Below are 17,956 nucleotides of genomic sequence, written 5' to 3'. Positions count from 1 at the left end.
CGCTTTCGTGTGTCTTTAACGCTAGATGGAACCGGTTCCAAAGAAAAGGTCACTGTGCCGGAAGTATGATCGTCATCACGAAGGTTATTTAACGCGCCGTCGAACCACGCACAATCAGTTCGCCGGAAAAAACCTGTTCGCGAACCGTATCGCTGTGGCCTTCAATGCGCCGCACGACTTGCTCAACGGCGGCAAAGCCGATTTGCCAGGTCGGTTGTTTGAGGGTGGTGATGCCCACACCTGCCAGCTCGGCCCACTCCAGTTCATCGAAACCGAGTAGACCAATATCGCTGCCCCAGTTCAGGCCGATGCGTTTTAGTGAACGCGCCACTTGCAGCGTGAGTGCGCCGTTAGCGGAGATAACGGCTTTGCGCATTCCCCGGTGGCTGGCGTGGAACTGGCGCAGAGTATTGTCGAGCTGCGCGGCTTCATGGAGCACAATTTCGGCGTTTTCCGCCACCATGCCTGGGTAGCGGGCTAGTGTCGCGCGAAACGCAGCCAGCCGCTCGCGGCGGGTATTCACCGAACCCAGTGGTTCGCTCAGGAACAGAAGCGCTTCGAAACCCTGTTCAATCAGGTGCTCGGTGGCGGTGGTCGCTGCCTGGGTGTTGTCCAGCCCGACCACATCGCAGGCGAAATCGGGGATTTTACGGTCAATCAATACCATCGGCAGCGAGGATTGTTGCAGGCGGTTTAGCCCTTCTTCACGCATCCCCACGGCGTTAACCACAATGCCTTCCACCTGGTAACTGCGCAGCAGGTCGAGGTAATGCAGCTCCTGATCCACTTCGTTGTTGGTATTACATACCAGCGGGGTAAATCCTTTTTCGCGGCAGGCGGCTTCAATGCCGCTCAGCACATGCACGGAGTAGGGGTTGGTAATATCGGCAATGATCAGGCCAATCAAGCGGGTGCGACCGCGCTTTAAGCCGCGCGCCATCAGGCTTGGGCGGTAGTCGAGATCGGCAATAGCCTGCTCGATACGCGCCAGCAACGCGGCGGAAAGCAGATGTTTTTCACCATTCAGATAGCGTGAAATACTTGTTTTCCCTGTTTTTGCCGCTTTCGCGACATCGCTGATTGTTGGCCGCGCCGTTTTCGCCATGGTTGCTTCCCTCGCCGTGAATGGTTGCCCACACCTTAGCGCGAAATGGCACGCAATCAAGCACTAAGCAAGGCTTATCACCCGCAGTGAGAGCGTAATGACGTTTAATTCTTTGCGATCGCGCTGCTGCTGTGGATGATAGAGCGCAAAACAAAATCGACACCACCTGCAATCAATCCAGGAGCGCGCGTTGGCAAACTCTGCAATCAAAACTGTTCTCACGGCTGCCCATTGGGGGCCAATGCTGGTCGACACTGACGGCGAAAACGTGCTCGCTTCGCGCGGTGCACTGCCGACGCGTCACCCCAACTCACTGCAAACTGTTGTGCAGGATCAGGTGCACAGCCCAACGCGCGTGCGCTACCCGATGGTGCGTAAAGGTTTTCTCGCGTCGCCTTCCAGCCCACAGGGCGTGCGCGGCCAGGATGAGTTCGTGCGAGTGAGCTGGGATGATGCGCTGACGCTGATTCATCAGCAGCATCAGCGCATTCGCGAAACCTACGGCCCCTCGTCGATTTTCGCCGGTTCTTATGGTTGGCGCTCCAACGGTGTGCTGCACAAAGCGGCGACCTTGCTGCAACGCTATATGAGCTTGGCGGGAGGATATACCGGCCATTTGGGGGATTACTCCACCGGCGCGGCGCAGGCGATCATGCCGCATGTCGTTGGCGGCAACGAAGTGTATCAGCAGCAGACCAGTTGGCCGCTTATTCTTGAGCATAGCGAAGTGGTCGTACTGTGGAGCGCCAACCCGCTCAACACGCTGAAAATTGCCTGGAACGCCACCGACGAGCAAGGCATCCCTTATTTCGATGCGTTGCGCAAAAGCGGCAAACGGGTGATCTGCATCGATCCGATGCGTTCGGAAACCGTTGATTTCTTTGGCGACAGCATGGAGTGGATTGCGCCACACATGGGAACGGATGTGGCGCTGATGCTCGGTATTGCGCATACGCTGGTGGAAAATGGCTGGCAGGATGCGGATTTCCTCTCCCGCTGCACTGTCGGTTACGACACCTTCGCCGCTTACCTGACCGGTGAACGTGACGGCGTGGCAAAAACCGCCGAGTGGGCCGCAGAGATTTGTGGCGTTAATGCGGACAAAATTCGCGAACTGGCGGCACTTTTCCACGAAAACACCACCATGTTGATGTCCGGCTGGGGAATGCAGCGCCAGCAGTTCGGCGAACAAAAACACTGGATGCTGGTGACGCTGGCGGCCATGCTGGGGCAAATCGGCACACCCGGCGGCGGTTTTGGTCTTTCTTACCATTTCGCCAACGGCGGCAACCCAACGCGCCGCGCGGCGGTGCTGGCATCCATGCAGGGCACGGTGAAAGACGGCATCGACGCGGTGGATAAAATCCCCGTTGCGCGCATTGTCGAAGCGCTGGAAAACCCCGGCGCGCCGTATCAGCACAACGGTTTGGACCGCCACTTCCCGGATATTCGTTTTGTCTGGTGGGCGGGTGGCGCTAACTTTACCCATCATCAGGATACCAACCGGCTGATTCGCGCCTGGCAGAAACCGGAGCTGGTGGTGATTTCCGAATGCTTCTGGACAGCCGCGGCGAAACACGCGGATATTGTGTTGCCGGCGACCACTTCGTTTGAACGTAACGATCTGACGATGACCGGTGATTACAGCAATCAGCATCTGGTGCCGATGAAGCGCGTCGTCGCGCCGCAATATGAAGCGCGCGATGATTGGGAGGTGTTTGCCGAGCTGAGCGAGCGCTGGGAAGCGGGCGGTCGCGAGCGTTTTACCGAAGGCAAAAACGATCTGCAATGGCTGGAGACGTTTTACAACATCGCTGCCGAGCGTGGCGCCAGCCAGCAGGTAACGCTACCGCCGTTTGCCGAGTTCTGGCAGGCGAACCAGCTTATCGAAATGCCGGAGAGTGAACAGAACGCGCGCTTCGTTCGTTTTGCGGATTTCCGTCGCGATCCGCAAGCCAACCCCTTAAAAACACCGAGCGGAAAAATCGAAATTTTCTCCGAGCGGATTAATAGCTTCGGTTATGCCGATTGCCCGCCGCACCCGATGTGGCTGGAGCCGGACGAATGGCACGGCAACGCACAGCCGCAGCAGTTACAGGTGTTGTCCGCACATCCGGCGCATCGCCTGCATAGCCAGCTTAACTATTCCCGCTTACGGGAAACGTATGCCGTTTCTGGCCGCGAACCTGTCACGCTGCATCCTGTTGATGCGCAGGCTAGAGGGATTGTTGCGGGCGATGTGGTGCGCGTATGGAACTCTCGCGGGCAAGTGCTGGCCGGCGCGGTAGTGACTGAAGGGATTAAACCCGGCGTGATTTGTATTCACGAAGGCGCGTGGCCGGATCTCGACCACGCAGCGGGCGGCATCTGTAAAAATGGCGCGGTGAATGTGCTCACCAAAGATCTGCCCAGCTCGCGGCTGGGCAATGGTTGCGCCGGGAATACGGCGCTTGCATGGGTGGAAAAATATCAGGGACCGGCGCTTACGCTGACGGCGTTTGATCCGCCTGCCAGTTCATGATCCACGTCGGGTGGTGCGTTTCCTCCTGCCAGGCGCTATCTTCGATACGAAAGCCCTGCGCATGGTAGAAATTCACTGCCCGGACGTTTTTCTGATACACCTCCAGGCTTAGCCAGTTAAAACGCTGTTTGGCGTGATCCATCAGCGCTTTGCCAATGCCACGGCCAATCGCGGCGGGGCGCACAAACAGCGCCCCGATAAACTGTGCGTCCATCACGCTGATAAAGCCTTGCAGCTCGCCGTACTCTTCCCAGACCCAGGTTTTTGCGACCGGCAAATAAGCGTCGCGCACCAGCGCTTCGCTGTCCTGCCAGTAGCGCACATCAATAAACGGATGGGCAAAGCTTGTGCTCTCCATCCACAGCGTGAGCAGCGGCGACAGATCTTTGCTATGCCACGCGCGGATCATGCTTTCCTCCAGGGTGGCAGAAACAGCCGGTAATATGGTCGTTGACCAGCCCACATGCCTGCATAAATGAGTAGCAAATCGTGGTGCCGACGAATTTGAAGCCGCGTTTTTTCAGCGCTTTTGATAACGCATCTGACGCCGGGGTTGAGGTGGGGATTTCCGCAAGCGTGGCGGCCTGAGTGAGTTGCGGGGTGTTATCAACAAAACCCCAGACAAATTCTGAAAATGGCTCGCCGTTTTGCGCCATCGCCAGGTATGCGCGGGCATTGCCGATGATGGCTTCAATCTTGCCACGATGGCGGATAATTCCGGCGTCTTGCAGCAGAATATCCACCTCTTCCGGCGTCATCGCCGCGACGCGTTCAGGATCAAATTGGTGGAAAGCTTTGCGGTAGTTTTCCCTTTTTTTCAAAACGGTAATCCACGATAACCCCGCTTGTTGCCCCTCAAGGCAGATCATCTCGAACAGCTTTTTCCCGTCCTTTTGCGCAACACCCCACTCGGTATCATGGTAAGCGAGATAAAGCGGATCCTGAGTAACCCAACCACAACGCTGCATATCCTTACTCCGTCTGTGATATGTAAAATAAACCTCTGCTTGTCTTGACGCGCACCCCAGAAAGACAATATTTATTAAAGGGTCTTGACCCTAAAAAACAACGATAACAATTACGCCGAATTCGGCTCTTCTCTGGAGTCGCAACTTGATGAAAATAACCCGCAGTGGCCTTTCGCTGGTGCTGCTGCCTGCTTGTCTGCTTTTTTGCCAGACGGCGGCGGCCTGGCAACAAGAATACAGTGGCAGCGACAAACTGAATGTGACCGCCGAACGCTACATCTGGGATAGCGATCGGCAGCCGCGCTATAACGACGTTCTCGAAGAGCGCATCCGCTCGACGCAAAATTTGCCCGGCGTGGCGTTTAATCTGCCCGATGAAACCCCGTTGGATTCCATCAGCACCATGAGCATTGGCCTGAATATTCCGCTGGCAAGCAGCGTGACTACCGGCCCGGTTGCGGCGTGGCACTACGATGGCTCAATGACCTCAATGTATAACGAATTTGGCGACAGCGCGACCACCATCCAGTACAGCGATCCGCTGTGGCACGCCAGCGTGAGTTCGCTCGGCTGGCGCGTGAATAGCCGCTTTGGCGACCTTCGCCCGTGGGCACAACTCAGTTTCAACCAGCAATTTGGTGAAAATGTTTGGAAGAGCCAGTCCGGGCTTTACCGCTTAACCGCCGCCAACCAATACGGTAACTGGATGGATGTGACACTCGGCGCGGACATGCTGCTGAATCCGCACCTGGCGGCTTATGCTGCGATGTCGCAGTCGGAAAATGCCACCTTTGGGCAAAATTACCTCTATAGCATGGGCGTAAGCGCGCGGTTCTGATTCTATTTAAAACAAACTTTTTACACTTAAGAAACAATCCCCGCGCGTTTTATCACGATAGTATGTACTAACTCACATTTACGATTCGGCGCGGGAAGCGATGCCCGTGCCATTCATTCCCGCTTACGTGCATTTCATTCCTTCTGACGCGCATTTCATGCCTTTTTTAGCCAGGCATGAAATGCGCTTCGTTATTGTTGTCGGCAGTGAATCCCTTCTCTTTCTTTGCAGGACGACTGCCATGAATACACCATCTGCTAATCGCACTCGCTGGCTGACACTGTTCGGCACCATTATTACGCAGTTTGCATTAGGGTCCGTTTATACCTGGAGCCTGTTTAATAGCTCGCTTTCGGAAAAGCTGGGTGAGCCGGTAAGCCAGGTGGCTTTCTCGTTTGGCCTGCTGAGCCTTGGTCTGGCGCTTTCTTCTTCGGTTGCCGGGAAATTACAGGAACGTTTTGGCGTAAAACGCGTCACCATCGCATCCGGCCTGCTGCTGGGGCTGGGTTTCTTCCTGACTGCGCACTCCAGCAACCTTTTGATGCTGTGGCTGAGCGCCGGTGTGTTGGTGGGGCTGGCGGACGGCGCGGGTTACTTGCTGACGCTTTCCAACTGCGTGAAGTGGTTCCCGGAGCGCAAAGGGTTGATCTCCGCGTTCTCCATCGGTTCTTACGGCCTTGGCAGCCTGGGTTTTAAATTTATCGACAGCCAGCTATTAGCCACCGTTGGCCTGGAAAGCACATTTATGATCTGGGGCGCGATTGTGCTGGTGATGATCGTGTTTGGCGCGATGCTGATGACCGATGCGCCGCTGCAAAAAGTCTCGACGGTTAATGGCGTGGTGGAAAACGACTTCACGCTGGCCCAGTCAATGCGTAAACCGCAGTACTGGATGCTGGCGGTGATGTTCCTGACCTCCTGCATGAGCGGCCTGTATGTGATTGGTGTGGCGAAAGATATCGCACAGGGCATGGTGCATTTAGATTCGCTGACAGCGGCAAGTGCGGTGACCGTTATTGCCATCGCTAACCTGAGTGGACGTCTGGTGCTGGGCGTGCTGTCTGACAAAATTTCCCGCATCCGTGTAATTACGCTGGGCCAGGTGATTTCTCTGGTCGGTATGGCGGCGCTGCTGTTCGCACCGCTGAACGCCATGACCTTTTTCGCCGCTATCGCCTGCGTAGCGTTTAACTTTGGCGGTAATCTCACCGTGTTCCCGTCGCTGGTGAGTGAATTCTTCGGCCTGAACAATCTGGCGAAAAACTACGGTGTGATTTATCTGGGCTTTGGTATCGGCAGTATCTGCGGGTCGATTATTGCTTCGCTGTTTGGCGGCTTCTATGTCACTTTCTGCGTCATCTTCGCGCTGCTGATTGTTTCTCTGGCGCTCTCTACCACCATTCGCCAGCCGCAACGCCGCGTTTATAAAGAAGCGCACGCCTGAAGGTAAAATTGTGCAGAAACCGCCGCAACGTCGGCGGTTTTTCTGTATCTGCCGCACACTCCCGCCAGAGCGACTATCCTTATTGGTCAGGTTCTACCTACTAAAGGAGTCTCAAATGTCTTTAGAAAAAGTGGTTTATCGTGCGAAAGCGAAAGCAACCGGGGGACGCGATGGCCATGCAACCTCCTCTGATGGCGTGCTGGATGTGAAGCTGGGCGTGCCAAAAGAGATGGGCGGTGCGGGCGGTGAAGTGACCAACCCCGAGCAGCTTTTTGCCGCAGGCTACTCCGCCTGTTTCCTCGGGGCGCTGAAACATGTTGCGTCGGTAGAGAAAAAGAAAGTGCCGCAAGATGCCTATATTGAAGGCCAAGTAGGCATTGGCCCGTTGCCGACCGGTTTTGGCATTGAAGCGCAACTGGATATTCACCTGCCTGGCATGGATCACCAGGAAGCGGAAGCACTGGTGCAGAAAGCGCATATCGTCTGCCCGTATTCGAATGCGACCCGCGGCAATATTGATGTGAAGTTAAACGTGATCACCTCCTGATAGCTCATCTCTATTACGGTTTTCTGACCCCGGCCATATTTTTTTGTAAATATATGGCCGGTTAGCACTTCCTCATGACACTTTTCTTTGCCGCTATGGTCTACTTAGCGCGCATTTGAAGTTTCCTGGAAAAACTTCCTTCGCGACTTACCACCCTGCGGACGTTATCGAACAACGCGTCGCCTGGTGTTTTTTTCTTTTTTCAGAGTACTTGCATGACTTATATCAAAGCGATGACGCAGCAGAAGCTGAGCTTCTTGTTGGCGATATATATCGGTCTGTTTATGAATAGCGCTGTGTTCTACCGTCGATTTGATGGCTATGCACAAGCGTTCACCGTTTTGAAAGGACTCTCTGCGGCTGTCGAACTCATTGGTACGGTGCTGGTCACCTTCTTTTTGCTACGCATTTTGTCGTTGCTGGGCCGCCGGGTTTGGCGGATGCTGGCATCGCTGGTTGTTATTTTCTCCGCTGCGGCCAGCTATTACATGACGTTTCTCAACGTGGTGATTGGTTACGGCATTATTGCCTCGGTCATGACCACGGATATCGATCTCTCCAAAGAAGTGGTGGGCTGGCAGCTTATCGTGTGGGTCGTGCTGGTCAGTGCGCTGCCGTTGCTTTTCATCTGGAGTAACCGCTGCCGCGATACGTTGCTGCGCCAGGTAAGCACACCAGGCGTGCGCATTCGCAGTGTCGGTATAGTGCTGCTGGCGGGTTTAATGGTCTGGGGGCCGATTCGCCTGCTTGATTTACAGCAGAAAAACTCGGAGCGGACCTCAGGCGTCGATATGCCGAGCTATGGCGGTGTGGTGGCAAACTCTTACTTGCCGTCGAACTGGCTTTCAGCGCTGGGCCTGTACGCCTGGGCGCAGGTGGACGAATCTTCCGACTACAGATCGCTGATCAACCCGGCGAAAAAGTTTACCTATGTTGCGCCGAAAGATATTGATGACACCATGGTGGTGTTTATTATCGGCGAGACGACGCGTTGGGATCATATGGGAATGCTGGGTTACTCCCGCGATACCACGCCGAAACTGTCACAGGAGAAAAACCTGGTGGCGTTCCGCGGTTATTCCTGTGATACCGCGACCAAACTCTCTCTGCGCTGTATGTTTGTGCGCCAGGGCGGTGTGGAAGATAATCCGCAGCGTACGCTGAAAGAGCAAAACGTTTTCTCGGTGCTGAAACAGCTCGGCTTTTCCAGCGATTTATACGCCATGCAGAGCGAGATGTGGTTCTACAGCAACACCATGGCCGATAACATCGCGTACCGCGAGCAGATTGGCGCCGAGCCGCGCAACCGTGGCAAAAACGTCGATGACATGCTGCTGATTAATGAGATGCAGGCTTCTCTGGATAAAGGTATTCGCGGTAAACGCTTGATTATTATGCATACCAAAGGCTCGCACTTTAACTACACGCAACGCTATCCGCGCAGCTTTGCGAAATGGACGCCGGAGTGTGTCAGCGTGGATGATAAGTGCAGTAAGGAAGAGCTGATTAACTCCTTCGATAACTCGGTGACGTATGTGGACAACTTTATCGATACGGTGATTGATAAGGTGCGCGATCGCAAAGCGATTGTGTTCTATGCGGCCGATCATGGTGAGTCGATCAATGAGAAAGAGCATCTGCACGGTACTCCGCGCAAAATGGCACCGCCGGAGCAATTCCGTGTGCCGATGATGGTCTGGATGTCGGACAAATATTTGCAGGATCCGCAGAAGGCGCAAATGTTCGCGCAGCTCAAGCAGCAGGCGGCATTTAAAACGCCGCGCCGCCATGTTGAGCTGTATGACACCATCATGGGATGCCTGGGTTATACCTCGCCGAACGGCGGGATTAATGAGAACAACAACTGGTGCCATTTGCCGTCACAGGCGGCGAAATAAGCCGCTTGCTGGCTTTATCACCAGTCAGTTAGCTTTTTTACATGAAAGGATTGACGGGGCATGTCGGCGGCAGTAAGATGCGCCCCGCATTCGGTGATTGGCGCAGCCTGGTAGCGCACTTCGTTCGGGACGAAGGGGTCGGAGGTTCGAATCCTCTATCACCGACCAAATTCAAAAAAGCCCAACCGTAAGGTTGGGTTTTTTGCTTTCTGCATCCGAAAGAGGATGAGAACCTCCGGGGGCAGAGGTTCGACTCGAGCGTAGCGAGAGAACGTTGCTTCAGCAACGGCCCGCAGGGTGAGCCACGCAGTGGCGAATCATCCTCCATCACCGACCAAATTCAAAAAAGCCCAACCGTAAGGTTGGGTTTTTTGCTTTCTGCATTCGAACCCGAAAGAGGATAAGCATCCCAGGGAAGAGATGCGACCATAACAGCGAAACCTGTAATTTTATCCAAAATCTCCCTTATCCCCATTTCCCGCTGCCAGATCACTCTTTTGTGCGATATTCCATTGTATTTTTTTATATATGTTTGAATCTTTTTTCGCGTTGCTTATGGATAGAGGCAGCATTTTCACCTGTGCGTTTTAACGTTCGTGGCATTAATCGCTCAGATATTCAGCATTTCGTAAGAATTTTTTCATTATATGCATGAATGTTAATCACTGATTACGGTGAATTAATAAGCGAATTATTCTGGCATCTTGCCGCTAGCACAAATTTCCCTGCTGAAAACAGGTGCCTGAAGTTTTTTTTAACTTTGTTTACCGATTCTCACCGTCGTTGTAAATCCCGGTTACCTGTATTGACGTTTTGACATTCTGTTGACAGATTGTAGGGCGTGAGGGGCATTTCAAGGAGAATCTGCACTGCAACTCAGTCAACCTTGTGAAAGGAATCCCCATCTCTCATAACGCCTTCGGGCACAACCGACCAGACCGGTAAAAATCTAATAAAGGCCTGTCGGATATACCCACTGCATGGGTAACAACACATATCACATTGGAGCAGAATCAATGAGTATTTCCTTGAAGAAGTCAGGGATGCTGAAGCTCGGTCTTAGCCTGGTGGCCATGACCGTCGCGGCAAGCGTGCAGGCTAAAACCCTGGTTTATTGTTCTGAAGGCTCGCCTGAAGGCTTTAACCCACAGCTTTTCACCTCTGGTACCACTTACGATGCCAGCTCCGTGCCAATCTATAACCGCCTGGTAGAATTCAAAACCGGCACCACGGAAGTGATTCCGGGTCTGGCTGAGAAGTGGGATATCAGCGCCGATGGCAAAATCTACACTTTCCACCTGCGTAAAGGCGTGAAGTGGCAGGACAACAAAGATTTCAAACCAACGCGCGATTTCAATGCCGATGACGTCGTCTTCTCCTTCGATCGTCAGAAAAACGATCAGAACCCGTACCACAAAATCTCTGGCGGCAGCTATGAGTACTTTGAAGGCATGGGTCTGCCAGACCTGATTAGCGAAGTGAAGAAAGTCGACGACAACACCGTTCAGTTCGTGCTGACTCGTCCGGAATCACCGTTCCTGGCTGACCTGGCGATGGATTTCGCATCCATTCTGTCCAAAGAGTACGCAGATAACATGCTGAAAGCGGGCACGCCGGATAAAGTTGACCTGGACCCGATCGGTACCGGTCCGTTCCAGCTGCTGCAATACCAAAAAGACTCCCGCATTCTGTACAAAGCGTTTGAAGGTTTCTGGGGCACCAAGCCGAAAATCGATCGCCTGGTCTTCTCCATCACCCCTGACGCGTCCGTACGTTATGCCAAACTGCAGAAAAACGAGTGCCAGGTTATGCCGTACCCGAACCCGGCTGACATCGCGCGTATGAAGCAGGACAAAAACATTAACCTGATGGAACAGGCTGGCCTGAACGTCGGTTACATGTCCTTCAACACCGAGAAGAAACCGTTTGATGACGTGAAAGTGCGTCAGGCGCTGACTTACGCGGTGAACAAAGAAGCGATCATCAAAGCGGTTTACCAGGGCGCAGGCGTTGCGGCGAAAAACCTGATCCCGCCGACCATGTGGGGCTATAACGACGACGTTAAAGACTACACCTACGATCCTGAGAAGGCGAAACAGCTGCTGAAAGAAGCCGGCCAGGATAAAGGCTTTACCGTTGAACTGTGGGCAATGCCGGTACAGCGTCCGTACAACCCGAACGCTCGCCGCATGGCAGAGATGATTCAGGCTGACTGGGCGAAAGTGGGCGTACAAGCCAAAATCGTTACCTATGAGTGGGGTGAATACCTGAAGCGCGCGAAAGCGGGCGAACACCAGGCGGTAATGATGGGCTGGACCGGCGACAACGGGGATCCGGATAACTTCTTCGCGACCCTGTTCAGCTGTGCTGCGGCAAAAGACGGTTCCAACTACTCTCGCTGGTGCTACAAGCCGTTTGAAGATCTGATTCAACCGGCTCGCGCCACCGACGACCACAACAAGCGTGTTGAACTGTACAAACAGGCTCAGGTGGTGATGCATGACCAGGCTCCGGCGCTGATCGTCGCTCACTCCACCGTTTACGAGCCAGTGCGTAAAGAAGTCAAAGGCTATGTGGTTGATCCGTTAGGCAAACACCATTTCGAAAACGTGTCTGTTGAATAATAAGCACGGTGCCTTTTCCCTCTCCCCTTTGGGGAGGGGGAATTTACATTTGTGAGCAATACAGACGCGCCGTCGCCAGGCGTAGCGTCACTACTGAGAATCCGGGTTATGTTGCAGTTCATTCTCCGACGTTTGGGGCTGGTTATCCCAACGTTTATCGGTATCACCCTTCTCACCTTTGCCTTTGTCCATATGATCCCCGGCGACCCGGTAATGATCATGGCGGGTGAGCGTGGTATCTCTCCTGAGCGTCACGCCCAGTTGCTGGCCGAGCTTGGTCTCGATAAGCCGCTGTGGGAGCAATACGTCAACTATGTGTGGGGCGTGCTGCATGGTGACTTAGGTATGTCGCTGAAAAGCCGTCTTCCGGTGTGGGACGAGTTCGTACCGCGTTTTAAAGCGACGCTGGAACTCGGCATCTGCGCCATGATTTTTGCGGTGGCCGTAGGCATTCCGGTGGGCGTCATGGCCGCTGTGAAGCGCGGTTCCATCTTCGATCACACCGCCGTGAGCCTCGCGCTGACCGGTTACTCCATGCCTATCTTCTGGTGGGGCATGATGCTGATTATGCTGGTCTCGGTACAACTGAACCTGACCCCGGTTTCCGGGCGCGTCAGCGATATGGTGTTCCTCGACGACAGCAACCCATTGACCGGCTTTATGCTGATTGATACCGCCATTTGGGGCGAGGATGGAAACTTCATCGATGCCGTTGCGCACATGATCCTGCCCGCCATCGTGCTCGGTACGATTCCGCTGGCGGTGATTGTGCGTATGACGCGCTCTTCGATGCTGGAAGTGCTGGGTGAAGATTATATCCGCACTGCGCGCGCGAAGGGGCTGACCCGTATGCGCGTGATCATCGTTCACGCCCTGCGCAACGCGATGCTGCCGGTGGTGACGGTGATTGGTTTACAGGTCGGTACGCTGCTGGCGGGCGCGATCCTGACGGAAACCATCTTCTCCTGGCCTGGCCTGGGGCGCTGGTTGATTGATGCACTGCAACGCCGAGACTATCCGGTCGTGCAGGGCGGGGTATTGCTGGTCGCGACGATGATTATCCTCGTCAACCTGCTGGTCGACCTGCTTTACGGCGTGGTGAACCCGCGTATTCGGCATAAGAAGTAAGGGGCCATCATGTCACAAGTCACTGAAAATAAAGTTGTCTCCGCACCGGTGCCGATGACCCCGCTGCAGGAGTTCTGGCACTATTTCAAACGCAACAAAGGCGCGGTCGTCGGGTTGGCTTACGTGGTGATCATGCTGATTATCGCCGTTTTCGCCAACTTCCTGGCTCCGCACAACCCGGCGGATCAGTTCCGCGATGCGCTACTTGCGCCGCCGGTCTGGCAGGATGGCGGCACCTGGACGCACATTCTCGGTACCGATGATGTTGGCCGCGATACGCTGTCGCGCCTGATGTTCGGTGCACGTCTGTCGCTGCTGGTCGGCTGTTTGGTGGTTGTGTTGTCGCTGATCGCCGGGATTGTCCTCGGTCTGGTCGCCGGTTACTTCGGCGGTATTGTCGACAACATCATCATGCGTATCGTCGATATCATGCTGGCGTTGCCAAGCCTGCTGCTGGCACTGGTACTGGTGGCTATTTTTGGCCCGTCGATAGTTAACGCCTCGCTGGCGCTAACGTTCGTTGCCTTGCCGCATTATGTGCGTCTGACGCGCGCGGCGGTGCTGGTGGAAGTGAACCGTGATTACGTCACCGCTTCCCGCGTGGCGGGCGCAGGCGCGATGCGCCAGATGTTCGTCAATATTTTCCCTAACTGCCTTGCGCCGCTGATTGTTCAGGCGTCGCTCGGTTTTTCCAACGCCATTCTCGATATGGCCGCCCTTGGCTTCCTTGGCATGGGTGCGCAGCCGCCAACGCCGGAGTGGGGCACCATGCTCTCCGACGTTTTGCAGTTCGCACAAAGTGCCTGGTGGGTCGTGACCTTCCCCGGTGTTGCGATTCTGCTGACGGTGCTGGCATTTAACCTGATGGGTGACGGCCTGCGTGATGCGCTCGACCCCAAACTGAAGCAGTAAGAGGCTCGAGATGGCGTTATTAAATATAGATAAATTATCGGTGCATTTCGGCGACGTTGGCTCCGAATTCCGCGCTGTAGACCGCGTGAGCTATAGCGTAAGCCAGGGCGAAGTGGTCGGTATTGTGGGTGAGTCCGGCTCCGGTAAATCAGTCAGCTCGCTGGCTATCATGGGGCTGATTGATTTCCCCGGTCGTGTAATGGCGGAAAAACTGGAGTTTAACGGCCAGGATCTAAAACGCATTTCGGAAAAAGAGCGCCGCAGCCTGGTGGGTTCCGAAGTGGCGATGATTTTCCAGGATCCGATGACCAGCCTGAACCCGTGCTACACGGTCGGTTTCCAGATTATGGAAGCCATTAAGGTGCATCAGGGCGGGAATAAGAAAACCCGCCGTCAGCGGGCGATTGACCTGCTGAACCAGGTGGGTATCCCCGATCCGGCTTCGCGTCTGGACGTTTACCCGCACCAGCTTTCCGGCGGTATGAGCCAGCGCGTAATGATTGCGATGGCGATTGCCTGCCAGCCGAAACTGCTGATTGCCGACGAACCAACGACCGCGCTGGATGTGACTATCCAGGCGCAGATCATCGAGCTTTTGCTGGAGCTGCAGCAAAAGGAAAACATGGCGCTGATCCTGATCACTCACGATCTGGCGCTGGTGGCGGAAGCGGCGCACAAAATCATTGTGATGTACGCAGGCCAGGTGGTGGAAACCGGTGAAGCGAAGGATATCTTCCGCGCGCCGCGCCATCCTTACACTCAGGCGCTGCTGCGTGCGTTGCCGGAGTTTGCGCAGGATAAAGCGCGTCTGGCCTCGTTGTCGGGCGTGGTGCCGGGCAAATATGACCGCCCAACTGGCTGCTTGCTGAACCCGCGCTGCCCGTATGCAACGGACAAATGCCGCGAGCAGGAACCGGAACTGAACACCGTCGATGGCGGCCGTCAGTCCAAATGTCACTACCCACTCGATGACGCCGGGAGGCCGACACTATGAGTACGCACGAGGCCACCACGCAACAGCCGCTGTTGCAGGCTATCGACCTGAAAAAACACTATCCGGTGAAGAAGGGCTTTTTTGCCCCGGAACGCCTGGTGAAAGCGCTGGACGGTGTATCGTTTACCCTTGAGCGCGGCAAAACGCTGGCGGTGGTGGGCGAATCCGGTTGTGGCAAATCCACGCTGGGTCGCCTGCTGACAATGATTGAAACCCCGACCGGCGGTGAACTTTACTACCAGGGTCAGGATCTGCTGAAGCACGATCCCCATGCGCAGAAGCTGCGTCGACAGAAAATCCAGATCGTCTTTCAGAACCCGTACGGTTCGCTGAACCCGCGTAAAAAAGTGGGACAGATCCTCGAAGAGCCGCTGCTGATCAACTCGTCGCTCAGCAAAGAAGCGCGTCGGGAAAAAGCGCTGGCGATGATGGCGAAAGTCGGCCTGAAAACCGAACATTATGATCGCTATCCGCATATGTTTTCTGGCGGTCAGCGCCAGCGTATCGCTATCGCCCGTGGTCTGATGTTGGATCCGGATGTGGTGATCGCCGATGAACCGGTATCCGCGCTGGACGTCTCCGTGCGTGCGCAAGTGCTGAACCTGATGATGGATTTGCAGCAGGATTTAGGGCTCTCTTACGTCTTTATTTCGCATGACTTGTCGGTGGTTGAGCACATTGCCGATGAAGTGATGGTGATGTATCTCGGCCGCTGCGTAGAGAAAGGCACCAAAGAGCAGATTTTCTCGAATCCGCGTCATCCGTACACTCAGGCGCTGCTTTCCGCGACGCCGCGCCTGAACCCGGACGAGCGCCGCGAACGTATCAAACTGACCGGCGAGCTGCCAAGCCCGCTTAACCCGCCACCGGGCTGCGCCTTTAACGCCCGCTGCAGCCGTCGTTTCGGCCCTTGCACGCAGTTGCAACCGCAGTTGAAAGACTACCGCGGGCAGTTGGTTGCTTGTTTCGCGGTCGACCAGGATGAAAACGGCGAAAAACCGCGCGTTTAATCCCCACGTTATGCCTGGTGGCACGGCGTTTACTGGATCTACGTATTGTTGTAGGTCCGGCAATCGTGGTGTCATCAGGCATTATCGTTGGTGCCTTTCCTTTATGAACCTTCCGGTTTTATTTAGAAATTTCCAATAAAATAGCCAGAAACGCCGTCGTGAAATAATTCCAACGGGAATAATGAGTTAGAGAAATATCTGCGATATATGGCAGTAATATTTATTTCTGGATATTTCTACTGATAAGAGAAAATTAACGGCAATTTAATGAGGTATAGCTTGTTATTCTTTTAATTTAATTAACCATGCTATTTAAATGGATTAATTTGCCTTAAGCGTATGTTTTTCTATGTCATTTTGTTTTCTGTGTAGATATTTCTACTTTAATAGATTTTGTGCAAAAAAAAGATGGCGCATGTATAGCCAATGTTTATATATTTGCTGCAATTAAACAGCGTGTTAGCACTACTAAACTTTAGCGCGTAAAACCACGCTGAAAACCATCGCTGAAGCATGACTTCGTACCCGCGTAAAACAGCACCGCCGCAATTAAAAAAAACCCATCACTTGATGCTATCAGGATACCGATCCTGACGGTGATGGACGCAATTTTATTTTGTAAATCATGAGAATAACTATGGGTCATTACGATGATTTGCAGAGGTTTAAGGACAAGACTCGCAATCAGAAGCACGATTTTAAGGATCTCTCCGCACAGAACCTCGCACAAGACCAGAGTAATTGGGCAATCATTAACCAGCTTTCTCCCGCTACGGATGAATCGATGCTGGCGATGGGCGGCCATGTGTCGCTGCCTGTTCCACAATCCGTCGATCCTGAACTTTTTGCCGCGCAAGAACCGGCTGCGGTGGTGGATGATGTTGCACCTGCACCTGCACCTGCACCTGCGCCTGCGCCAACAACCTCTCTGCTAAAAGATGTCGCCAGCCAGCTCGATGCGGTAGCCCCAGCGTTCAACGCCGCGGCCTACGCGGCTGCGCCTGCAAGCGTTGCACCGGTTATGCAGATGCCATCGCCTGCAAATCCTTCTTCGGCTCCTGTCAGCTATGCGCGCCTGTTCGCAGCGAAAGCGACGGAGGAGAAGCCCCGCGCGGAAAAAAATCAGCCTTTACACTCGTTGTTAGAAAGGATCGCTTCATGCCGTTGATTTGTGTGTGTTCGCCGAAAGGCGGTGTCGGAAAAACGACCCTGACGGCAAATCTGGCCTACGCCCTTGCCCGCGCGGGCAGCAAAGTGCTGGCGCTCGATTTTGACGTGCAAAACGCGCTGCGTTTGCATTTTGGTGTCCCGCTGTCTGACGGGCGCGGCTATGTGGCGCGCGCGGCGGAATCCTCGGACTGGAGCCAGTTTGTACTCACCGCGGGCGGCAATATTTTCGTGCTGCCGTATGGTGATGTCACAGAAGAGCAGCGCGTCGCCTTTGATGAGCGTTTAACGAATGATGAGCATTTTCTGACGCGCGGCCTGAATACGCTGCTCAACTATCCGGGTTTGATTATCGTTGCCGACTTTCCTCCCGGCCCGTCTGCGGCGCTGAAAGCGATGTCGCGGCTTGCGGATGTGCATTTAGTCACGCTGTTGGCCGACACTGCCTCGCTCTCGCTGTTGCCGTATATCGAAAATAACCGCCTTACCGGTGATGTGCTGAACCGCAAAGCCGGTCACTACTTTGTGGTGAACCAGAGCGACAACCGTCGGCAAATCAGCCGCGACGTTACCGCATTTATGGAGCAACGTCTGGGCAATCAACTCCTTGGCGTGTTGCACCGCGATGAGAGCGTCGCCGAAGCCAATGCTTCTCAGCAATCGGTATTTGATTTCAGCCCGGCGTCCGCCGCGGCGTTCGATATCGAACTGATTGCTAAACGGGTCGCCGGAATTTTGGGCGTCAAAATCGGTGACGGCACGGTACACAACTCACCACGCATGTCAGGCTTCTAACGCTT

At 54.4% G+C, this 17,956-nt stretch carries 15 protein-coding genes, 1 tRNA gene and 1 other RNA gene; 14 read left to right on the top strand and 3 right to left on the bottom strand.

Features of this window, described 5'->3' with window-relative positions; genetic code table 11:
- Positions 1-88 precede the first annotated feature (88 nt).
- On the bottom strand, positions 89-1,105 hold the full coding sequence (locus ACFX4O_RS12640; RefSeq protein ID WP_131411378.1) for a LacI family DNA-binding transcriptional regulator: 1,017 nt from the start codon (positions 1,103-1,105) through the stop codon (positions 89-91).
- A gap of 190 nt (positions 1,106-1,295) precedes the next feature.
- Between ACFX4O_RS12640 and ACFX4O_RS12635 the strand changes: the two genes are divergently transcribed.
- On the top strand, positions 1,296-3,626 hold the full coding sequence (locus ACFX4O_RS12635; protein ID WP_380209559.1) for a molybdopterin guanine dinucleotide-containing S/N-oxide reductase: 2,331 nt from the start codon (positions 1,296-1,298) through the stop codon (positions 3,624-3,626).
- Here ACFX4O_RS12635 and ACFX4O_RS12630 read toward each other — a convergent pair.
- Positions 3,589-4,035 carry an N-acetyltransferase gene (locus tag ACFX4O_RS12630; RefSeq protein ID WP_380209561.1) on the bottom strand — a complete coding sequence of 149 codons (447 nt, stop codon included), beginning with the start codon at positions 4,033-4,035 and terminating at the stop codon, positions 3,589-3,591. The genes ACFX4O_RS12635 and ACFX4O_RS12630 overlap by 38 nt on opposite strands.
- Complete coding sequence (gene tag / locus ACFX4O_RS12625; protein WP_131411372.1) at positions 4,016-4,594, bottom strand: DNA-3-methyladenine glycosylase I; 579 nt, start codon at positions 4,592-4,594, stop codon at positions 4,016-4,018. The genes ACFX4O_RS12630 and tag overlap by 20 nt, the downstream gene beginning before the upstream one ends.
- A gap of 148 nt (positions 4,595-4,742) precedes the next feature.
- Here tag and ACFX4O_RS12620 point away from each other — a divergent pair, with 148 nt between their 5' ends.
- The 13 genes from ACFX4O_RS12620 (at position 4,743) to bcsQ (ending at position 17,951) form a co-directional block, all read left to right on the top strand.
- On the top strand, positions 4,743-5,432 hold the full coding sequence (locus ACFX4O_RS12620) for an autotransporter outer membrane beta-barrel domain-containing protein (RefSeq protein ID WP_380209563.1): 690 nt from the start codon (positions 4,743-4,745) through the stop codon (positions 5,430-5,432).
- A 241-nt stretch (positions 5,433-5,673) separates the two neighbouring features.
- On the top strand, positions 5,674-6,876 hold the full coding sequence (locus ACFX4O_RS12615) for an MFS transporter (RefSeq protein ID WP_380209565.1): 1,203 nt from the start codon (positions 5,674-5,676) through the stop codon (positions 6,874-6,876).
- A 115-nt stretch (positions 6,877-6,991) separates the two neighbouring features.
- Entirely contained in the window at positions 6,992-7,423 is a 432-nt protein-coding gene (locus tag ACFX4O_RS12610) for an organic hydroperoxide resistance protein (RefSeq protein WP_131411366.1), read from the top strand.
- Positions 7,424-7,638: 215 nt separating this feature from the next.
- On the top strand, positions 7,639-9,321 hold the full coding sequence (gene eptB / locus ACFX4O_RS12605) for a kdo(2)-lipid A phosphoethanolamine 7''-transferase (protein WP_380209567.1): 1,683 nt from the start codon (positions 7,639-7,641) through the stop codon (positions 9,319-9,321).
- Positions 9,322-9,412: 91 nt separating this feature from the next.
- Positions 9,413-9,489, top strand: a tRNA-Pro gene (locus ACFX4O_RS12600).
- Between the two features lie 36 nt (positions 9,490-9,525).
- Positions 9,526-9,658, top strand: a non-coding RNA gene (locus tag ACFX4O_RS12595) — RtT sRNA.
- Between the two features lie 679 nt (positions 9,659-10,337).
- Entirely contained in the window at positions 10,338-11,945 is a 1,608-nt protein-coding gene (dppA, locus tag ACFX4O_RS12590; protein ID WP_131411362.1) for a dipeptide ABC transporter periplasmic-binding protein DppA, read from the top strand.
- 108 nt (positions 11,946-12,053) lie between these two features.
- Complete coding sequence (gene dppB / locus ACFX4O_RS12585; RefSeq protein WP_017458244.1) at positions 12,054-13,073, top strand: dipeptide ABC transporter permease DppB; 1,020 nt, start codon at positions 12,054-12,056, stop codon at positions 13,071-13,073.
- Positions 13,074-13,082: 9 nt separating this feature from the next.
- Positions 13,083-13,985 carry a dipeptide ABC transporter permease DppC gene (gene dppC / locus ACFX4O_RS12580; protein WP_131411360.1) on the top strand — a complete coding sequence of 301 codons (903 nt, stop codon included), beginning with the start codon at positions 13,083-13,085 and terminating at the stop codon, positions 13,983-13,985.
- Positions 13,986-13,995: 10 nt separating this feature from the next.
- Positions 13,996-14,979 carry a dipeptide ABC transporter ATP-binding protein gene (gene dppD / locus ACFX4O_RS12575; protein WP_131411358.1) on the top strand — a complete coding sequence of 328 codons (984 nt, stop codon included), beginning with the start codon at positions 13,996-13,998 and terminating at the stop codon, positions 14,977-14,979.
- The gene (gene dppF / locus ACFX4O_RS12570; RefSeq protein WP_380209593.1) at positions 14,976-15,989 is read left to right on the top strand and encodes a dipeptide ABC transporter ATP-binding subunit DppF; all 1,014 of its coding nucleotides are present in this window, start codon (positions 14,976-14,978) and stop codon (positions 15,987-15,989) included. Before dppD ends, dppF begins: the two co-directional genes overlap by 4 nt.
- A 637-nt stretch (positions 15,990-16,626) precedes the next feature.
- A complete protein-coding gene (bcsO, locus tag ACFX4O_RS12565; protein WP_380209595.1) occupies positions 16,627-17,157 on the top strand; it encodes a cellulose biosynthesis protein BcsO in 531 nt (176 codons plus the stop codon).
- Positions 17,148-17,951, top strand: coding sequence for a cellulose biosynthesis protein BcsQ (gene bcsQ, locus ACFX4O_RS12560; RefSeq protein ID WP_131411352.1), 804 nt, complete (start codon positions 17,148-17,150; stop codon positions 17,949-17,951). Before bcsO ends, bcsQ begins: the two co-directional genes overlap by 10 nt.
- Positions 17,952-17,956: the final 5 nt, after the last annotated feature.

The sequence above is a fragment of the Kosakonia sp. YIM B13571 genome, assembly GCF_042788095.1.
GTDB lineage: Bacteria > Pseudomonadota > Gammaproteobacteria > Enterobacterales > Enterobacteriaceae > Kosakonia > Kosakonia quasisacchari.
This window is presented reverse-complemented; position numbering and strand designations above follow the sequence as displayed.